Origin of the sequence: Kaistella montana (assembly GCF_024436175.1) — a bacterium.
Classification (GTDB): domain Bacteria; phylum Bacteroidota; class Bacteroidia; order Flavobacteriales; family Weeksellaceae; genus Kaistella; species Kaistella montana.
Genome location: NZ_JANFQP010000002.1, coordinates 418,645 through 437,118, shown reverse-complemented (window position 1 = coordinate 437,118; position 18,474 = coordinate 418,645). Strand labels below are relative to the sequence as shown.

Here is an 18,474-nt window from a genome sequence, read left to right as displayed (position 1 = left end):
ATTTAAATTTACTTTAAAACTTGTATGCCGAAAAGTATGCCTTTTCCAATTCTGCTAACATAATGGTATAGTGAAAATAAAAAAATTTAAATTTACTTTAATAATAGAAAATTATAAAAGTCCCTCATCTGCAAAACTATAATAATTTTCCTTTGTAATAATTAAATGATCTATTAAAGCAATTTGAACCATCTTGCAAGCTTCTTTTAAATTTTTGGTTATTTCTTTATCACTTTGGCTTGGCTGTAGATTTCCACTTGGGTGGTTATGGACTAAAATGATGGAGGTTGATAAGGATTTCAGGGCAACTGCTAAAATGATCCTTATATCTACTGTGCATTGAGAAATTCCGCCTTTAGCAAGGTTGTAAATTCCTATTACGATATTATTTCTGTTGAGGAAAATTAACTTTACCTCTTCAAGCATTTCTATCTCTTTCCAATTCCATTGCGACAGCATTAATTCGTAGGTTTTACTGCTGTCTGAAATCTGATACTCCACTATTCTCTGAGGATTGTAGGAAACTTCTATTTCTGATATTACATTCATGTTGATTTTAATTTTGAAAGCCGATTAGTAAAAGGCTTAGGTTGAATTTTGTAGTAAGATTTTGTTTTGGTACAGTAGCAAGGTTAAATCGCCGTCTTGTACATAATTTATCAGGATATTAAGATTAGTGGGAAGCATAATATTAAGATTATTAAGCTCACTGACTAAAACTTTAGTTAAATCTCCTCTGTAATAGACTTCCACCCTCATGAGAATATCAGCGTTGTAATAAAGAATAATCTTAGAAGATTTGATTCCTAATAATTCGCTGATTTCCCCAAAGTATTCGTATGGCTCTAATGAGAGTTTATTCTCCAAAATTACATAAGGCGCAATGGGGATAATTTCCCATTCTCTTTCATAGGATTCTTCGCCTATTTTAAATTTTAGGTAACTGTATATTTCATTTTTCATTTGAATTTGGGCATAAAAAAACCATCTTAAGTAGATGGTTTTAACGTGTAAATTTTGAGTAATCTTAATATCGTATAAATTATATATACCATTCGGCACATAGATAATCATCGTTCCTATAGAATTAACTTTATGGCAATTAGTATTTTTTTTAGAGCTTCAGCACTATCAATTTTTTAAATACGAACACTTAGCAGAATATTGGTATTTCCTTATTCGCTTGATGTTGAATTTTCATTCATCTCTTTAATAGTGGCATCTATTGCATAATTAATTCCTTCCATGCACCTCATTCTTGCACATTTTCGAAACCAAACCAATGCATCTTGATATTGTTTTGCCTTTCTCAAAATTTGGCCTTTCAGCACAATAAATTCACCATCCTCAGGAGCTCTACTTAAACCGTGGTTGGTAAGGTTATAAGCTTCTTGGAGTTTGCCATCTTCCATCAATTGTACTATTTGAGGTTTCATATTCCTAATTTGTAATGCATTTGCAATTTGAAGATCCAACAAACTGCTTGAAGGTTGATAGATGGGTTTTTGGAGATGTTCCACTTTTTCGGCACGGTATCGTTGTCGATCATTTGAAGCTGTTCCTTCATTCGTTTTTTCTGCCCTGCTTTTACCCAATACAAATCCGCGATTATATCCGTCTTTATACAAGGCAGAGCTTTCGCCAACCGTTGGTAGTGGTGCAATAGGGACCATAGGGCTTATGCAGCCAATTGGTTTACCATAACAATAGCCCTCACTAAATCCTTTGTTGAACCCTAAATCAAAGTTTGTTTGGGCTGAAACAGTGATTGTAAACAATGCAAAAAAGCTCGAGAATAGTTTCTCTTTCATGATATTATTTTTTTTTAAAGTGATTATTTTACTAGAGTCCACGCTTATTAAAGCTGTTATTTATTAAAACTGCCCTTACAAATATAATAAAAGTTATCAATATTGATAACCATATAATTATCAATAATGACCACTTTTGAAAACTTTAGGTTTAAAGGTGGATAAAAAGGAACTACAGATTGCAGTTGGTAAGCGTATAAGACAGATCCGTGAGAGTAAGAATATGTCTCAGGTTGACCTTGCTTCTGCCTGTAATTTTGAAAAGTCTAATATGTCCAGGATTGAAAGCGGAAATACTTCACCAAATATCTTTACGCTTTACATCATCTCAAAAAATCTCAATGTCAATCTCTCTGAACTTTTTCAGTTTGAAAATTAATTCAAAAGGCTATTAATTATATCTTGGGGTTTATTACCAAGTCTGTTTTGGTGGAAATTATGTGATATTTAAGCAGGACAGTGAATAACCTTAAACAATAAAATTAGATAGATAAATCCCTTATTACAATATCGAGAATTTGGGAATATTAGGATTAAATATAATTTTATCTAAGGAGATTAGAGATTCTGGCATAATATCAGGAAAAATAAAAAAGTATCCAAATTTCACTGCCATCTCTTATACTGGAAAGCAGGAAATCAGGATACTCTTAATATTTATTAGTCTGCAAATGCGTGGCTTCTGCTTTCTACCGCTGCCTCAGTTTCTTCCGGAACATAGGTGTTTCTGTGGTGGAGGACAAGAATTTCTCCGGTCTCCTGCAAGGTATATTCGTAAGGCTCACATTCTACCTTTTCGATTTTACCCGGCATATCCATACCTATGAGGGAAATACAGGTTTCCTCGTCAAATGTAGAGGTGACCGTTGCCTTCTTGGTGGTGGCATAATACATACCTGTAGTTTTGGATTTTACCATTTCTATTCCACCTGATACTTCTAATACGAAGAATTCACCGTCTGCTGATTCTCTTCTTTTGTAATTGATAATTCTTACCATAATTTTTGGTTTTTGAGAGTTAGTTAATGGTTTCAGTTTAAAGCCTTCACATTCGAGATCACAACTATCACCTTGGATCTGGACTTGATTAAAGATTCTTACTGAAACAGAAATGACTATTCATTTCCAAAAATTGGTGAGGGTTTTTCGTTTGGGTTTCCAACAATTTTAAAATCAATCACAGGAACTGTGACAGGATTGCCAAACGATTAAAAGTATAATGATATTCTATAATTTTCCTGATATTTTGCAGACAGAATGATGCATGATTAAAGTCTAACCACATAGTGATAGACAGTCTTTAGTGTTTTAGGCAGTGAATAAAATTTCTGCTGGCAAAGGAATTACTTTATTTCTAGAATGGGGAGGGGCTTGCCTTCCCAACATTGGCGGGGGCGGTATAGTTTTGGGGGTTTACGCGAAAATAAACAGGGTTGTGAAAATTTTTTTTGAAAAAATTATTTTTCAGAGATCATCTGATAATTATTCTTAATGTTGGCATTATAAAACTTACCGAAGGAATCAGCATTTTTAAAGTCTTCCCATACACTTACCGGCAGATTTTCATGGATATATTCATGGTCATCTGTCGAAATTATAAGATAACCACTTTCTCCATCGCAACTATAGAAATCAGCACTCCTGATCCAGGAACTTTTGGAAGTGTCGGCTTCATCCTCAATTTTAAAATCTACAGATTCAACAGAGCTTATAGCATCGTTATAACTGCTGAAACTAGGAGGCAAATCACTACAGTTTCCTGATTTTGAATTACAGGAAAATAGTGAAATAAGGATAAGTATAAAAATAGTTTTTTTCATAAGTTGGTCCATATAATAGATCAGTACACATAGGCAATGTGAAGAGCAAAAACCAATTTATTTAGGCTGTTATACAGTTATTATTAATTTCCATTACTGTATCTCTTATTTTAAGGGTTGTGTCAGCTCCAAAGAGTTCTACAATACCACCTGAATGTATATCAGAGAATGGTGATTTAGTCAGCATTTTAAGATCAATAACACCATTGACAGAGAAGTAGTCTATAAGTAGGTTCATGAATTCCATTTGCTTTAAATTAAAGCTGGCTTCATTAGTGATTTTTGCAAAAGCATTTTTAGCTTCTACCTTATCTAAGCCTACTGTATGTCTTCAAACAAACTCGGACAAATATTATTAATTTCTTAAGGAGGATTTGGGTTATAAACTTAGTAATTTTTGTTGATTAAACAATTGTCTTCTTTTTCTCAGTAAATAACAGGTGCTTGATATTAGTGTAAGTCTCCCCGAACGTTGGACAGAATTAAACCCTCACTTTTTGTAAATGTATAAAATATTTCATTGTGTTGGTGTTGGTGTTGGAAGGATTTGTTGAAAAGGAGAAAACTCAGTACTGGAATCCGATTTGGTAGAATTTTCCTTTTTCAATAAATACTGCATTGGAGAAAGGTAACTTTCTATAGAATCTGTTGATAAAATCGCCAAACTTTTCGGGATGACTATCGACCAAATTGTAAACTACGAAGGCGATATCCCAACCGAAGTAACTGATGAAAAAAATTAACAATACTTGTCGATACATCAATTAAGTCACCAATTGTAAAAGCGAAAGGAAAAATATACAAAATACGCTACGTTTGTAAATGTTTGAAAGCAAATAAAAACCAGATTATCAATTAGTTAAATTATTTTAACATTCATAGCCAATTGCGTATATTTGTGTGTTGTACGACATTCTATGAAAACTACCGCAACAATTTTGAAAGCTTTAATAATTGTAATATTTTCAATAATAATTGCAAGTGTTTTTGGTGCAATCCATAATCAACTTTCATATTTTGTCTCAAATGAATTTTTTGAGAACTTTCTGTTTGGAAATTTTGGAACTACTGAATGGAATTTAAATAATAGAAGAATTGAAGCCTCAGTTGTTGGAATTTTAGGCTCATATTGGGTTGGATTTATATTAGGTGTTATTTACGCTATAATTTTCCTATTTATAAATACTGAAAATAACTTTAAGTACATATTTAAGGCAATTTCAATAAATATTCTTTTCGCTCTAATCGGAAGTATTATTGGATATATTATCGGATTGATAATTCCTTGGGAAAATTCAGGAATTTGGATGGAATTCGGAACGCAAAATCCACAAAAATATGTTCAAGCTAATTTTATGCATTCTGGAAGTTATTATGGTGGAATTGCAGGCTTAATTTTCGGAATAATCTATCTTTTTAAAAAAAACAAAAAATAAAAGAACGTCGTACAACAGTGTATTGGCAAAATGCGGGGATTAAGGATAAATTGAACTACTCTACTTTTTTAGCCGCCAATATTTTCCAATTCCACATTTTTTATTAATTTAGTTCCATTGAAAAAATATTGGCTACGATTGGTCTGAACTTGAACTTTCGTTCAAATTAAGCCCGCACTTCGCCAATACTTTTTCCGTTACCAGCAATGCCAGATGAAACGTTGTTAAAAAAAATGATAGAATAACATTAATTATAATACTTTGAAATGCTTTTACCTTTAATTGGATTTATCGTTTTTTCTGTTTTAATTTCAGCATTCGGAATTTTATTTTTGCTTTTCAATCCAAATTATAAATTAAATATTCAAAATATTTTAGCCTTCGATTTTGGCGCGGTAATTTTTGTGGTAGCATCATCTATTAGTTACGGTAAAATAGTTGCAAATGATGGAACTTTGGAATCAACCTTCGCAGTAATTGCATATTTAGCAATCATATTGGTTATGATATTTATTGGAGGAATTGTAGGAGTTAACTTATTAAAAAAAATTGGAAGTAAACTGAAAAGGATTTAAGATTATATTTAAAAAATTACTATGAGATTATTCACGTTTGGAATTAAAAAACCTTAAAACAAAGTATAAAAGGCACTTCTGGTAACAGCGGTTTTGCAATAGTGCGGGTTTTTCGCAAGTTTAAAGATTTTAGATATTCCGAAATGTAGTTCATAATAGAAAGATTTGTCATATTAATCCGCACCATCGCAAAGCCGCAAAACGTTATCTGCAAGTTTATCCAAAATTGCGCAAAATCGAAAATTTAAAAAGTGAGCGAAAATTCCGAAAAAATTTTAGTCCGATATTTTAGCAACGTTCTTGACGAAATTGTCGTAGAAACACTTTGGACGAAAATTATTGATGTTGAAAAAGGACTTTACAAAATTGATAATATTCCATTTTATGGTCCTGAATTTTCTTCAGATGATGTTGTATTTGCAGAATTCGACAATGACGAAGAAAGAATTACTTACAGAAATGTTGTCGAACATTCGGGAAATTCAACAATTCAAATTATTGTACTTGACAAAAATCTAAACGTCGAAAACTTGAGAAATGAATTTAAAAAATTAGGATGCGAAACTGAAGGAACTGGAAATAATTATTTTGTAATGGAAATACTTTATGAACAAAACTATTCTCCGATTTTTAAAAAATTGACTGAACTTGAAATTACTGAAAAAATCACTTTTGCAGAACCTAATATTTCACAAAAACATATAGCCGAAAAATAAAAACCTGCAGATAACATAGGTTTTGCAAAAGCGGGGTGAAGATCTCAAAACCACTTTCACTAGCTAATTACAAATTAGAATACTAAAAAAAAATAACAGTCCCCAATAAGGGGACTGTCTGGTTAACTCAAAAACCAATGATAATCTGAATTACCATTGAGAGTTTTCTGAAGTCCTTTGGTAAAATCAAAGGCATTCAGATTTCTGTCTAAGAAAGAATCAATATAGGATGATTTATTAGCCTGTGTAAAGAGGTTGTAAACATCCCATAAATTAATCCGTCCTTCTTCATTCCTGCTGAAATTCTCGTCTTCATAATACCCTTTAGCCATTAGATTTATATGGCTGTCATTAAACAAGAGTTCAGGAATTTTGGCTTTTTCCTGCTTTGGCAGATGCTGATAAAGACGGCATTTGCCTGTCAACTGAGCAAACTGGTGTTCTGATAAAGAATCATAAGTGAGCTCTTTCATTTCCATTAAGTGAAGTTCAGCGTTGTATTCCTGCATCGTTTGGGTAATACGCTTCTCCATTTCTAAAACTGAGGAAACCCTTAAATCGGAAATAAAACCATCTGACCAAACACACATATTGGAACAAACCTTATTTTGGAATCCTATAAAAAACTTAAAGCGCTCCATAGTCTTTTTGCTGTAAAGGTTTTCCAAATTATAACTTCTGACACCACCAAAACTTAAGGTGAGTTCATTACCGCTAATAGTATCCTTTATAGAAGTAATATTACCTGCAAACATCATCCTTTCATAATATATGGTTTTGTGATGTTCCTGTAATTCTTTTACATTAAGGTGTAAAGCATCAGGAGTTCTGCCTTTAATCTGATGGCTAACTCTGATGTCTGGCGGTGAGATAACCTCATGAGGAAAAACACGGTTAACACAATGCATTACTGTCTCTATAAACTGCTGATGAGCAATGGTTAATTCATTGTCTTTCGAAAATACCGGAATGGTGCAATCATTACTAAGATGCTGTAAATCAACTTCAATTGTATTAGCTTCTATAAATGGTTTTTTAGGGGAAATTTCACTTTCTATAATCTCTACGTTTTCTGTATTATTAATTTTAATATTTCTATTTCTCTCAGTAATCTCCATTATGTTAGCAGAATTGACTGGTTTGATTTCAAAAGCTTCCTCCGGTGTGGCTCTATACATGGTGTCCATTTTTTGAAAAGGTATTTGGGTTAGGTTTGTTTAATAATTTTCTCTTCTGTTCTTCATACTTAGACTTTAAGTCTTCCTGATGTTCGGGATACTGTTTATAGAGGGCAAGTAATATAGCTATGCTATCTGCTTGAGAAATTTTGGCGGAAAGTTCTTCTATTTCTAAATCTTCTGAAGATAATGTGTTTTTAGGCGTTGGGATTCCTGAATTAGCCCAGTGCATCAATTCTTTGCCGGTTTCTTGTGTAATTATAAACTCAGGGCGATTCATCCAGAGTCCAGTGCGGTCTTTACTTACTTTACAGAGATGGTTATCATTAATGAGTTCAAAATTCACTGTCAGTTCATATTCATAGCCCTCGCGGGTAATTTCCTTCATTCCATGCTTTACTACTTTGGTTTTGCCATTGCTCCCCACATCTAAAGAGTAATCTGTTTTCCGCCTTGCTGTGGTAATGATGTGGCAGGTGGCGTTCAAAATCTTATCTATAAAAGCCTGGTGTCTTGGTGTCACAACTGCCCAGTCCTGAAATCTACCTCCTAATTTTTCATGAATCTCAAGGCATCCACCTGTTCCGGACCACTCCATTGATATTGAATCAATTATGCAAACTTCCATTCCAGACTTTTCACACAGTTCTATTGCCTGTATAAATCTTTCCGGTGAATATGGTGCATTTAATTCGAGAACATTAAACTCGCCGAGATCACTGTAACAACTGCTGGAGGACTGCTCAGAATCTATGACGGCAATCTTGCTCCAATCTTCTGTAATTCCATGTGCTAAAAGTAAAGCGGACTTGGTTTTTCCAAATCCGCTTGCTCCGCTAATGCCAATGCGCAGTTTTAATTGCTTGCGCGAACTTTTTTTTAATTCCATTTTTAAAATTTTAGGGTTAATAAGTTATATTTGAAAACTTTAAGTAAAATTGTTAATTGTTTCATTTTTTTTCTGAATGCTATGATCACCGATAAAACCTCTTTTGAATTTTTTGATTGGCTGTTGACCCATGATAGAAGTGATGAGCTCAAACAACCATATTCGGAATATTTTCTAAAGTTTAATACTCCTGAAATGCATAATTCAGAGACTGGTGAACTTCAGGATTGGGATAGCGCTTTTGGTTATTCAAACTATTTGCAAACTCTTTGTACTCAAAATGCAAAAAGAATAAGAGCAGAAATTGCTTCTCATTGGCAGGATCCAACTACGACGTCTGATGACAAAACCAACTACTTGCAAACCAGAAAAAAGAAGGCGGAAATTTTACAGGTAGCTGCAAAGAACTTTTACAAGAATTTTCCTTTCGTAGAAGAATCTCTGAACAGGATTGTAAAATATATTGACGAAATTAATTTTTTACCTCCAACAGCATCCTCTGGCTTATCTCATCTCTCTTTTAAATGGATAGCAACCTCTGAGCAATTATCCCAACTATTTGAACTCTTAACAGCGCCTCCTGCAATTATTAACTGTAGTCGTCAGGAATTTGAGAATGCTTTTCAAGGAAAGGAAGTCTTAGAAGGAATTAAATGGGTTAAAACCACAAATCTGAATGAGCCTCTAAAAAGCCTATTGATTTATTTTATTACTCAACTCCAAGATTTAGAATTAATTGAAAAGTTTGAACCCAGAAGTTTAGCATCTCGCATAACTTACATATTTAAAGATAGTAATAACAATGGGATAAAAAATTTAAAGCAATCAATAAGTAGCTTTACCGGCTTCCCTAAAGACCAAGAATTAATTGATGAAATTATAGATGAAATTATAAAGTAAAGCCAGGTAAAGCCATAGTAAAGCTACGGTAAATATAGGTAAAGACCCTTCTGAATGACCTTTGTTCCCTAATCAACAACATTTAAAATTATGGAACAACAAATTCCTAAGTCTTTGACGATGTATATTCCGTCAAACCTTAACATTGAGAAACTTTTAGAGGAAAATCCACCGCAGTTTAAGTATCACCCAGATCATTTTATCTATCTTGTTCATTTAATAACCTACCTGCCGACAGTAAATGGTGAGAGAGATGACCATTTTGTATCTTTTTACAGCCCTCTTTTACAAAGAACAAACCGCAAGTATCGCGATTATCTTGATTATCTGATTGCAAACGGTGTGCTTGTTGAAAACAGGCATTATGTTCCAGGAGTATTATCAAGAGGTTTTGCATATACAAAGAAATATGAAACTGAAATAACTACTACAAAAATCACGTATTATTGCCTGATAAAGAATATCTTAAATTTTAAAGATGTTACTAAGGTAACAAAGGAAGATGCTACCGTGACTTCTATTGAAATGTATGATAGATTGCAACAGGTTGAGCACCTGACTAAATGGTTTAATGGAAAATTAACTGTTGATTATTCTGAGGCTAAAGCCCACCTTGTAACTCTTCGACAGAGAGAAGAATCAGAATGGTTGAAAAAATCATTGTTTCAATCACCTCCGGCTGACATTCCCAAGAGTAAAAAAAGAAAGAAAAAGGAGAAAAATCCGGCTACGCCTATGCAGAAATACAACCGTAGGATTTTGGTACTGAAGAAAATACATTCACTACAGTTTCTTCCAAATGTTGACCAGGTTGCAGGCAGATTACATACTGTTTTAACCCAAGTAATCAGTAGCCTGAGACCTTTCATCAAATATGATGGAATGGAGTTGGTGGCTGTAGATGTAACAAATTCTCAACCATATCTCGCAATAAGTTTGTTAAATTATGCAACTTTTGAAAGAATGCAATTGAAGGAGGAACTTATGCGATTAAATCCACATTATACTTCAGAAGCAGTGAACCACAAAAAATTGAGGGAAGATTTGATTTATGCTATACAAAAATGCAACAACAGTGAAAATGCCCGGCTTTATAAATCCTTAGTTGTGAGCGGTAAATTTTATGAACAATTTGCCAAAATTCTTGAAAAAGATCCACATTACAACGAAACCGAAGTGACAAGAGGTATGGCGAAGGAAGTCGTTTTTTCAGCCATTTTCAGTCGAAATAATGCTATTGGATACAACCAAGCCGTCGTATTGTTTCAAAAGCATTTTCCAGATGTGTATAAGGTTTTCTCATTACTTAAAAAAAATAAACACAATACGTTGGCGTGTTTATTACAAACCGTAGAATCCAAATTAGTGCTACAAAAAGCGTGTCGGATCATTTCAGAAGAGAGACCTGATTTGCCAATTTTTACACTTCATGACTCCATTGTTACTACTAAAGGTGACGAAGCTTATGTACATGAAATTTTAAATACTGTTCTCTTGGAGGAAATCGGTGAAAAACCTACTCTTAAATATGAACCGTGGTCTTTAGTAGGATAAAAATCTGAAAAATTATAATGGCTATTTCTCTGTTGAAGTAGCCATTATGTTAAAAATACAAATCACAATACCATTATGTTAGTAGAATGAGTCTAAAGTTTCTTCTGCAATCTTTCCATCTGCTCACTCACTTTCTTTTTTACCACTTTTGCATAACTATTAGAGGTTAAAGTAATCTCAGAATGCCCTAAAAGTTCAGATACTATTTCCATTGGTACATCATTATAAAGTAAGATGGTAGAAGCAAAGGTCTTTCTTGCAATGTGATGAGTAAGGTTCTTCTGAATTTCTACTATTTCAGCGATTTCTTTTAAGTAGGCATTAAACCGTTGGTTAGAAATCTTTGGCAGCAGTTTTACCTGTCCGGAATATTTCTGCAAAATAATTTCAGCCTTCTTCAGCAAGGGGATTTCATACTTCCTATTAGTCTTTTGCCTAAACATGCTTATCCATTTATTTCTATCAAATCCCGTTATGATATGCTTCTGCTCAAGATTTGTCATCTCCGTGAATGCTAATCCTGTATAGCAGCAAAATATAAACATGTCTGCTACTTGCTGTAATCTGGTAGAAGCAAAATTATGCTCTTCAATACTTTTCAGTTCTTCAAGGGTTAAGAAAACCACCTGTTTTTTAGGTTTTTTATTTTTATGGAGCAGAAAAGGATCTTTGTCCAAGAAATCAAGCCCTACAGCAAGTTTTACCATCTGTCTGAACCTTTGCAAGGTCTTGTGGATGGTATTCTGTTCAAACTTCTTTTCTGCTTTTAGGTAATATTCGAACTCTGTAATAAAAGACATTTTCATATCTTTCAAAAGGTAGTCCAGCTTTCTGAATTTCCAAAAGATGTAATTTTTCACATGAGCCTTGGTTTGGTAAAATTTCCTTACAGATACTTTAGTCGTTGATATTCCAATGAGTCTTTCCTGCTTGGAAATATGAAGATTAAATATTTCTAATATTGATTTTTCATCCTTGATATTTTCACCTTTGTATTGCCTGTAAATATCCTCCACATCAAAATTCTTTTCCTGAAATTGAAGAAATAAAAAAGCCTGATTAATTTCTTGTTTAATCAGGCTTAGTTGGGTATTGATTTGCGTGTTGTCTGTATTGGGTGGAAATGCTTTTTGTTTAGCAGCATTCCAATTATCAGGAGCTACGAAAAGTCCTGTGGCAAATTCTTGCCTTTTTTGTTCATAGGTTATTCTACATCTAACAGAACATTTTCCATTAGAATTTATTCTACTTTTAGCAATTAAAAATAGAATGCTGATTTTATTAATGTTCATAATTTTAAATGTTAGGAATGTGATAAACAGGGGATTTAGAATGCACACCTTTTTGAAGAGTTGCACACCTTTTTCTACACCTAAAGAGGCATACAATTGGCAGAATAATGAAATACAACAGAAATTGTAATAAAAAGTAGAAACCTCTATAAACCCTTTTGAAACGGGAATAATTACACACAAAAAAAGCCTCACATTTCTGTGAAGCTTTTTACAAGTGTGGGTCCTGAGGGATTCGAACCCCCGACCCTCTGGGTGTAAACCAGATGCTCTGAACCAACTGAGCTAAGAACCCTTGTTTTTGGTGTTGCAAATATACAACGTTTTTTTATTTCTGCAAATTTTTTTCTAAAAATTCTCCCACTACGAAGTTACTTCCGCCGATAAAAATCATTTCTCTGTTTTTAATATTCTGTTTTGCAGAAAGATATGCGGAATTTACATCATCAAAAATTTTATAAAAAATTTTCGAATTTTTTAGTAAATCTTCATAATCTTTCGGGTGTCTGCCGCGATTGACGTAAGGTTTGGCAAAATAATAGGTGGAATTTTGAGGTAAAATCTTCAGAACTTCATCGATTTTTTTATCATTTACAAATCCGAGAATAATATGTTTATGTTCTTGCAATGCATTGAGCTGCGCAAAAACCTCTTCCAAACCCGCCTGATTGTGACCTGTATCGCAAATCGTCAATGGGTTTTTTGAAAATTCATACCATCTTCCCAAAAAATTGGTGTTTTTTTGAACATTTAAAAGTCCGGATTCGATGTTTTTCTCAGAAATTTGAACTCCGAGGGTTTGTAATTCATGAATTAAAGCCAAAACCACTTTGATGTTTTTCTTTTGATAATTTCCCTTTAAATCAGATTCAAGATCTGAATTAATCGTTGTAGCATCTATGAATTCAGCGTTCTCTTCTTTGGCTTTTTTTCTAATAATCGCTTTTACTGCATTATTTTCATCACCGGAAATTACCGGCGTATTTTTTTTGATGATTCCTGCTTTTTCGGTGGCGATTTCTTCAACCGAGTTTCCTAGAATATTTTGATGGTCCAAAGCAACATTGGTGATGGCCGAAACCAGAGGATTAATGATGTTGGTAGAATCTAATCTACCGCCTAAACCAACTTCGATGATGGCGAAATCTACCTTCTGCTGCGCAAAATATTCGAAAGCCATAATGGTGGTAAATTCAAAAAAAGAAGGTCGAATATCCGAAGGAAGATTTTTGAGTTTTTGGATAAAATGATAGACAAATTCTTTATCACAGTTTTTCCCGTTCACTTTGATTCTTTCAGTGAAATCGATCAGATGCGGAGAATTGTATAAACCAATTTTATAGCCAGACTCCTGCAAAACGGAAGCGAGCATATTGCTGGTAGAACCTTTTCCGTTGGTTCCGCCGATGTGAATCGTTTTGATTTTTTCTTGTGGATTTCCGAAGAAACTACATAGCTTGGTGATGTTTTGAAGCCCTGGTTTATAGGCCTTTTTACCATCAATTTGGTAGTTCGGAGCTTGTACAAAAAGCCATTCTACCGCTTCCTGATATTCGTGATTTGTCATTTCACAAAATTCACAAAAGTTTTTGGTTTTGGGAAATTATTTTCATTAAGTTTTAATGAAATTCAAACAAAATTTTAGAAAGTGATTTTATACGTTCCTGTGGATGAGGTGGAAGCTTTTTCGGCTTTCACGTATTTTTTCACCCAAGAAACCGATGTTGATGCAACGCAAGGATCGGAAATCCCACCAGATCTTCTAGCAGAAATTACGTTTCCGGCTTTATCTACGGTGTAAGAAATTGTAATGCTTCCGCTGGCTGTGCAATTGTGGGTAGGTTGTGCGCCGCCACGTCCCATGGTTCCGGGGATGTAGCCGACTAACTTTCTGTCGATCCCGATTTTGCTATCGCCGTTTCCGTCGCCACCCAAAGGGTCGCCTTGGTTTCCAATGCCTGTTCCTGTGCCTTGAGAACCGGCTTTTGTACCACGTCCTTTAATTAAATTTCCAATTGCAGCTGTTCCTTTTCCATCGCCCGATCCGGTTTTGGAATTGGCGGTTGTCGATTTTGAGCTTGATGTTTTTGTTGAAGATTTTGATGGAGTAGTTGCGGAAGACTTCGTGTTTTTTTCTGATTTTTCAGAAGTTTTCACTGTATTTTTAGAACTTGTTCCGGTAATTACTTTGTCTTTAGCAGACTCTTTTTTAGTGACTTCCACCGCGTTAGAAGGTTCTGTAATTTTCGTTTCAGCTTTAGATTCAGCTGGAGTTTCTATCGTATTTGGATTGCTGGTGGATGCTAAACTTCCGTCTTGTTCAGCAGGTTCTTCGATTCCGTTGCCGTTTCTGTTATCACCGAAATTGATGAGCATACTGGTTACGACCTCATTTTTTTCGGGAATCTTGGTGGTAAATTTATAAAGAGAAACAAACAGCAGGAGAGCGGACCAGATAATTGCAGTGATGATGCCGCTTTTGATCTTGTCTTTGTTTTCTTCCTGTTTATTGATGCTGTATTGGTTCATTTTTCTGGCTTATTCTTCTTTCGTTGTGGCAATTGCGATGCTGTATTTATGCTTTTCGGCAATTTCCATCGCGAAAACTACATCTTTATGAAACGAATTTTTATCTGCTCTAATGGTAAAGGATGGATTTTTAATATTCTTAAGTTTTGCAACAATTACCGATTCCAAAGCTTCTTTTTTTACAGCAACATCATCTACAAAATAAGAGCCATCTTCTTTTATGCTTACTGTAACTTCATTCGGGATGCTCGGATTTTCAAGCTCGCCTTTCGGAAGTTCAACGTCGATCGCGCTTTGGTTGGCCGCTGCGGAAGTCACCATAAAAAAGATGAGGAGCAACAAAATCACATCCACCATTGCAGCAAGGCTGAACTCGGGGTTTGCTTTATTTCTGCGTTTAAGTTTCATGATTTATGATGGTTTGTTGATGATATCTAAAAAGTCGGTTGAAAGATGTTGAACTTTTAGCACAAATTTATCAATTCTCGTTAGGAGTAAGTTGTAGAAAAAGTTGGAAGGAATCGCCACAGCCAAACCCATTGCGGTCTGTCCGAGAGCAGTATAAATTCCTTCTGAAAGCGTTTTCGGAGAGAAAGCACCTTCAGCATTCGACATGCTGAAAAACGCCATGATTAAACCGATTACCGTTCCTAAAAGTCCTAACATCGGTGCTAAACTTGGTACGGAAGCCAAAAGATTCAGGTTTTTTTCCAATTTAGAAACTTCTATTTGTGCCTGACTTTCCATCGCGCTTACGATATCGGAAATTGGTCTTCCGATTCGCGTAATTCCTTTTTCAAGAATTCTGGCTTCGGGAGTGTTTTGTCTTTCACAATAATCTATCGCAGCATCTACACGGCCTTGGTTTAGCAAATCACCAATGTTATTCATTAAATTGGTGTCGTTAATCTTCAACATTCGATTGATATAAAAAAGCCGTTCGAGAAAGATGTAAAGCGAGAAAACACCCAATGCAAGTACGGTGCACATTACAATATTGGCGAAAAGGTTTCCGTGGAACATTATTTTCCAGAAAGAGAAAACTTGCTCCTGAGCTTCTGGTGTTACGGCTTGAACTGCTGTTTGTAAAAACATTTAATATAAATTTATAATTAAAAACTGAACGATAAAAATAGGTTAATATTGTTGAAAAACCTTACTGCTAATCATTTTTACATAATAAAAACCTCCAAAAACAATCTCTATTTTCTCATTTAGAAGTGATTGTTTGGAATAAAAAAAAAATGAAAGAAAAACGGAAATTATTCGTCTATTTCAATCTCATCTTGCCTGAAATTACATTTCAGTTTAAAAGGAATTGTTTCATCGGAACCGGTATAAAAATCGGTGATTTCTCCTTTCCAGAACAGTTCGAGATCTCCATTTTCGTTGTTGACAAATGACAGTTCGTTTTGGTAAAGGAAAGCGTCTTCATCATCGAAAAGATCGACTTCGGTAAAGGTGTCATCATCGGAATCGTTAATCTCAAAAGTCTTTCCTTCAACTTGATCATCTTCAATCGGAAATTCATAAACATTCATCGAAAGTTGCGGAAAACGATACTGTAACGAGTCGTCATCTACGTGATCCAAAGAATCGTCGGTGATGATTTCAACTTCCAGAAAATGCTTTTGATTGCTGTAAACCGCCTTAGAGTAAGTACTTTTGATGTGGTATTTAAGGGTTTCTTCAGGGTGATAGATTTTTAAAATCCCTTTCATTTCGGTAAGAAAAAATATGTTAATTAATTGATTGTGAATCTGCTTCAACAAAGATAAAAAATTGATTCGTAGTGCAAAATTTTTTGTTCTTTTTTTAGAAATAAAGCGGGTTTTGGCTCTTCATCTGTACGTTTTGGATTGGTTTTAAAGAAGATTTAAATTTTTTCGATTGATTTTTCAATAAAAATGGAGCGATAATATTAAAACTATTAATTTAGCGTTTCCAAAATAAATCATCAATAATGAAGAATATCTTTTATAAAGCACTTTGCGGAGTGGGAATCATTGTTTCTCTGGTTTCCTGCAAAAAAAATGATTCGCCTCTTACCAAAGTTACACCGGCAGATTTGGATTCTATTGCCGCGAATTATTACGAGCAATATCTGAAACTTCATCCGCTGGAAGCTACTTCACAAGGTGATTACCGATACAATGATCAATTGCCGATTACCATTGATAAAGATTTTATTTCAGGCGAAATTTCTTTTTTCAATTCTGTACAAGAACAACTGAATAAAGTGGATTATAAAAACCTGAACGATGAAGGCAAAACCGTTTACGACGTACTCGATTATACCTTAAAAGATAAAATCGAGAACTATGCTTATCATCCGGAATACATTCCGTTTACCCAGTTCGACGGGCTTCCGTTGCAGTTTCCGCTTTTGGGAAGTGGTAGTGGTTTTCAACCTTTTAAAACTGAAAAAGATTATCAAGATTGGTTGAGCAGAGCAGAAAAATTCCCCAAATGGATGGATGCGGCAATTGAAAACTTCCGTGAAGGGATGAAAAATAATTATGTTTTGCCAAAGAAATTGGTGGTGAAAATGATTCCTCAAATGTCTGCTGAAGAAATTATAAGCCCAGATTTTGAGAAAAATATTTTTTATGGTCCTGTGAAAAACTTCCCGAAAAGCTTTTCTGAAGCTCAAAAAGAAAAATTCACAGCGGAATATAAAAACCTGGTTCTTCAGAAAATCATTCCTGCTTATATTAAAATGGGAAATTTTTTAGCCAAAGAATATTTGCCGAAAGCCAGAACTACTGATGGAATTAACGCCTTACCGAAAGGAAACGAAATTTATGCTTTTTATGTGAAAAGCCAAACCACCACGAGCAAAACTCCTGAAGAAATCAATAAAATTGGATTGGAACAAGTGGCTATGCTTCGCGCAGAAATGGAAAAAGTAAAGCAACAAGTTGGTTTCACCGGAACATTGGAAGAATTTATCACTTTTGTAAAAGCGGATCCAAAAGCGATGCCTTATAAAACTGATAAAGAGGTAATTGGTGCTTTCAACGGAATTTTGGCAAAAATAACTCCGAAATTGAAAAACATGTTCGGCGTTACTCCAAAAACAAAATTCGAGATTCGACAAACTGAAAAATTCCGTGAAGCAACAGCGAGTGCTGAATATTTTCCTGGAACTCCCGATGGAAAAAAACCAGGGATTTTCTACATTCCGCTTCCTGATCCTTCGAAGTTTAACGTGACTTCTGGGATGGAATCTCTCTTCCTTCATGAGGCAATTCCTGGTCATCATTATCAAGTTTCGCTTCAGCAAGAGAACACTTCTTTACCAAAATTTATGAGGTTTGGCTGGTTCGGAGCTTACGGCGAAGGATGGGCGCATTATTGTGAAACTTTAGGTCCTGAATTTGGTTTGTACACCGATCCTTATCAAAAAATGGGTTATCTGAGCGATCAAATGTTGCGTGCAGTACGTTTGGTGGTTGATACCGGTTTACACACCGGAACGATGAATCGGGAAGAAGCCATAAAGTATTTTTTGAGCAATATTTCTTATGATGAAGCTTCTGCCACTGCAGAAATTGAGCGTTATATGGCATTGCCGGGACAAGCTTTAGGTTATAAAATTGGAGCGCTTCGTATTCGTGAACTTCGAGATAAATATCAGAAAGAATTAGGCGCAAAATTCAGTTTAGCCAAATTTCATGATGAAATTTTAAATCAAGGTTGTCTTCCACTTGCTGTTTTAGATCGAAAAATGGAAAACTGGGCAAAAAAACAATAATTAATTACGTAAATAAT

At 34.5% G+C, this 18,474-nt stretch carries 21 protein-coding genes, 1 tRNA gene and 1 pseudogene; 7 read left to right on the top strand and 16 right to left on the bottom strand.

The features are described 5' to 3' along the window. Positions 1-111 precede the first annotated feature (111 nt). From NOV28_RS08245 to NOV28_RS08235, 3 genes are all read right to left on the bottom strand, one after another. Entirely contained in the window at positions 112-549 is a 438-nt protein-coding gene (locus tag NOV28_RS08245; RefSeq protein ID WP_255929598.1) for a JAB domain-containing protein, read from the bottom strand. Positions 550-585: 36 nt separating this feature from the next. Further along, positions 586-1,074, bottom strand: a complete 489-nt coding sequence (locus NOV28_RS08240; RefSeq protein WP_255929596.1) for a hypothetical protein — start codon at positions 1,072-1,074, stop codon at positions 586-588. A 101-nt stretch (positions 1,075-1,175) separates the two neighbouring features. Beyond that, the gene (locus NOV28_RS08235; RefSeq protein WP_255929594.1) at positions 1,176-1,811 is read right to left on the bottom strand and encodes a tetratricopeptide repeat protein; all 636 of its coding nucleotides are present in this window, start codon (positions 1,809-1,811) and stop codon (positions 1,176-1,178) included. A gap of 136 nt (positions 1,812-1,947) precedes the next feature. Between NOV28_RS08235 and NOV28_RS08230 the strand changes: the two genes are divergently transcribed. Beyond that, complete coding sequence (locus NOV28_RS08230) at positions 1,948-2,190, top strand: helix-turn-helix domain-containing protein (RefSeq protein WP_255929592.1); 243 nt, start codon at positions 1,948-1,950, stop codon at positions 2,188-2,190. 281 nt (positions 2,191-2,471) lie between these two features. On the opposite strand, the gene NOV28_RS08225 is transcribed toward NOV28_RS08230, so the two are convergent. The 4 genes and pseudogenes from NOV28_RS08225 to NOV28_RS08210 all read right to left on the bottom strand — a co-directional run bounded on the left by NOV28_RS08225 (position 2,472) and on the right by NOV28_RS08210 (position 4,392). Further along, positions 2,472-2,810 carry a hypothetical protein gene (locus NOV28_RS08225; protein WP_255929590.1) on the bottom strand — a complete coding sequence of 113 codons (339 nt, stop codon included), beginning with the start codon at positions 2,808-2,810 and terminating at the stop codon, positions 2,472-2,474. A 458-nt stretch (positions 2,811-3,268) separates the two neighbouring features. Then, positions 3,269-3,556 (bottom strand): KTSC domain-containing protein, encoded by a 288-nt coding sequence (locus NOV28_RS08220; protein WP_255929588.1) that lies wholly within the window; start codon positions 3,554-3,556, stop codon positions 3,269-3,271. A 136-nt stretch (positions 3,557-3,692) separates the two neighbouring features. Further along, a pseudogene (locus tag NOV28_RS08215) lies at positions 3,693-3,950 on the bottom strand (type I restriction-modification enzyme R subunit C-terminal domain-containing protein); the annotation flags it as partial. A gap of 247 nt (positions 3,951-4,197) precedes the next feature. Further along, positions 4,198-4,392 (bottom strand): hypothetical protein, encoded by a 195-nt coding sequence (locus tag NOV28_RS08210; RefSeq protein WP_255929586.1) that lies wholly within the window; start codon positions 4,390-4,392, stop codon positions 4,198-4,200. A 156-nt stretch (positions 4,393-4,548) separates the two neighbouring features. Between NOV28_RS08210 and NOV28_RS08205 the strand changes: the two genes are divergently transcribed. From NOV28_RS08205 to NOV28_RS08195, 3 genes are all read left to right on the top strand, one after another. Then, positions 4,549-5,067, top strand: a complete 519-nt coding sequence (locus NOV28_RS08205; protein WP_255929584.1) for a hypothetical protein — start codon at positions 4,549-4,551, stop codon at positions 5,065-5,067. A 266-nt stretch (positions 5,068-5,333) separates the two neighbouring features. After that, on the top strand, positions 5,334-5,642 hold the full coding sequence (locus tag NOV28_RS08200) for a hypothetical protein (RefSeq protein WP_255929582.1): 309 nt from the start codon (positions 5,334-5,336) through the stop codon (positions 5,640-5,642). A 251-nt stretch (positions 5,643-5,893) separates the two neighbouring features. Beyond that, positions 5,894-6,358: a DUF4265 domain-containing protein gene (locus NOV28_RS08195; protein WP_255929580.1), complete on the top strand. Its 465-nt coding sequence runs from the start codon at positions 5,894-5,896 to the stop codon at positions 6,356-6,358. 122 nt (positions 6,359-6,480) lie between these two features. Here the strand turns inward: NOV28_RS08195 and NOV28_RS08190 are convergent, their stop codons facing one another. Next, on the bottom strand, positions 6,481-7,545 hold the full coding sequence (locus NOV28_RS08190) for a DUF3871 family protein (protein WP_255929578.1): 1,065 nt from the start codon (positions 7,543-7,545) through the stop codon (positions 6,481-6,483). Beyond that, positions 7,529-8,425, bottom strand: a complete 897-nt coding sequence (locus NOV28_RS08185) for an AAA family ATPase (RefSeq protein ID WP_255929576.1) — start codon at positions 8,423-8,425, stop codon at positions 7,529-7,531. The genes NOV28_RS08190 and NOV28_RS08185 overlap by 17 nt, the downstream gene beginning before the upstream one ends. Before the next feature lie 81 nt (positions 8,426-8,506). Here NOV28_RS08185 and NOV28_RS08180 point away from each other — a divergent pair, with 81 nt between their 5' ends. Beyond that, positions 8,507-9,325 carry a hypothetical protein gene (locus NOV28_RS08180; RefSeq protein ID WP_255929574.1) on the top strand — a complete coding sequence of 273 codons (819 nt, stop codon included), beginning with the start codon at positions 8,507-8,509 and terminating at the stop codon, positions 9,323-9,325. Between the two features lie 90 nt (positions 9,326-9,415). Next, complete coding sequence (locus NOV28_RS08175) at positions 9,416-10,879, top strand: hypothetical protein (RefSeq protein ID WP_255929572.1); 1,464 nt, start codon at positions 9,416-9,418, stop codon at positions 10,877-10,879. 92 nt (positions 10,880-10,971) lie between these two features. Here the strand turns inward: NOV28_RS08175 and NOV28_RS08170 are convergent, their stop codons facing one another. The 7 genes from NOV28_RS08170 to NOV28_RS08140 all read right to left on the bottom strand — a co-directional run bounded on the left by NOV28_RS08170 (position 10,972) and on the right by NOV28_RS08140 (position 16,421). Continuing rightward, positions 10,972-12,171, bottom strand: coding sequence for a site-specific integrase (locus NOV28_RS08170; RefSeq protein WP_255929571.1), 1,200 nt, complete (start codon positions 12,169-12,171; stop codon positions 10,972-10,974). A 220-nt stretch (positions 12,172-12,391) separates the two neighbouring features. After that, positions 12,392-12,466: transfer RNA gene (locus tag NOV28_RS08165), tRNA-Val, on the bottom strand. A 33-nt stretch (positions 12,467-12,499) separates the two neighbouring features. Continuing rightward, entirely contained in the window at positions 12,500-13,738 is a 1,239-nt protein-coding gene (locus tag NOV28_RS08160; RefSeq protein WP_255929570.1) for a bifunctional folylpolyglutamate synthase/dihydrofolate synthase, read from the bottom strand. Between the two features lie 74 nt (positions 13,739-13,812). Then, on the bottom strand, positions 13,813-14,700 hold the full coding sequence (locus NOV28_RS08155) for a ferric siderophore ABC transporter substrate-binding protein (protein WP_255929569.1): 888 nt from the start codon (positions 14,698-14,700) through the stop codon (positions 13,813-13,815). A gap of 9 nt (positions 14,701-14,709) precedes the next feature. Further along, positions 14,710-15,108 carry an ExbD/TolR family protein gene (locus NOV28_RS08150; protein WP_255929568.1) on the bottom strand — a complete coding sequence of 133 codons (399 nt, stop codon included), beginning with the start codon at positions 15,106-15,108 and terminating at the stop codon, positions 14,710-14,712. Positions 15,109-15,111: 3 nt separating this feature from the next. Further along, positions 15,112-15,795 carry a MotA/TolQ/ExbB proton channel family protein gene (locus tag NOV28_RS08145; protein WP_255929567.1) on the bottom strand — a complete coding sequence of 228 codons (684 nt, stop codon included), beginning with the start codon at positions 15,793-15,795 and terminating at the stop codon, positions 15,112-15,114. 167 nt (positions 15,796-15,962) lie between these two features. After that, positions 15,963-16,421, bottom strand: coding sequence for a hypothetical protein (locus tag NOV28_RS08140; RefSeq protein WP_255929566.1), 459 nt, complete (start codon positions 16,419-16,421; stop codon positions 15,963-15,965). Between the two features lie 242 nt (positions 16,422-16,663). On the opposite strand from NOV28_RS08140, the gene NOV28_RS08135 reads away from it, so the two are divergent. Further along, entirely contained in the window at positions 16,664-18,457 is a 1,794-nt protein-coding gene (locus NOV28_RS08135; protein ID WP_255929565.1) for a DUF885 domain-containing protein, read from the top strand. Positions 18,458-18,474 lie beyond the last annotated feature (17 nt).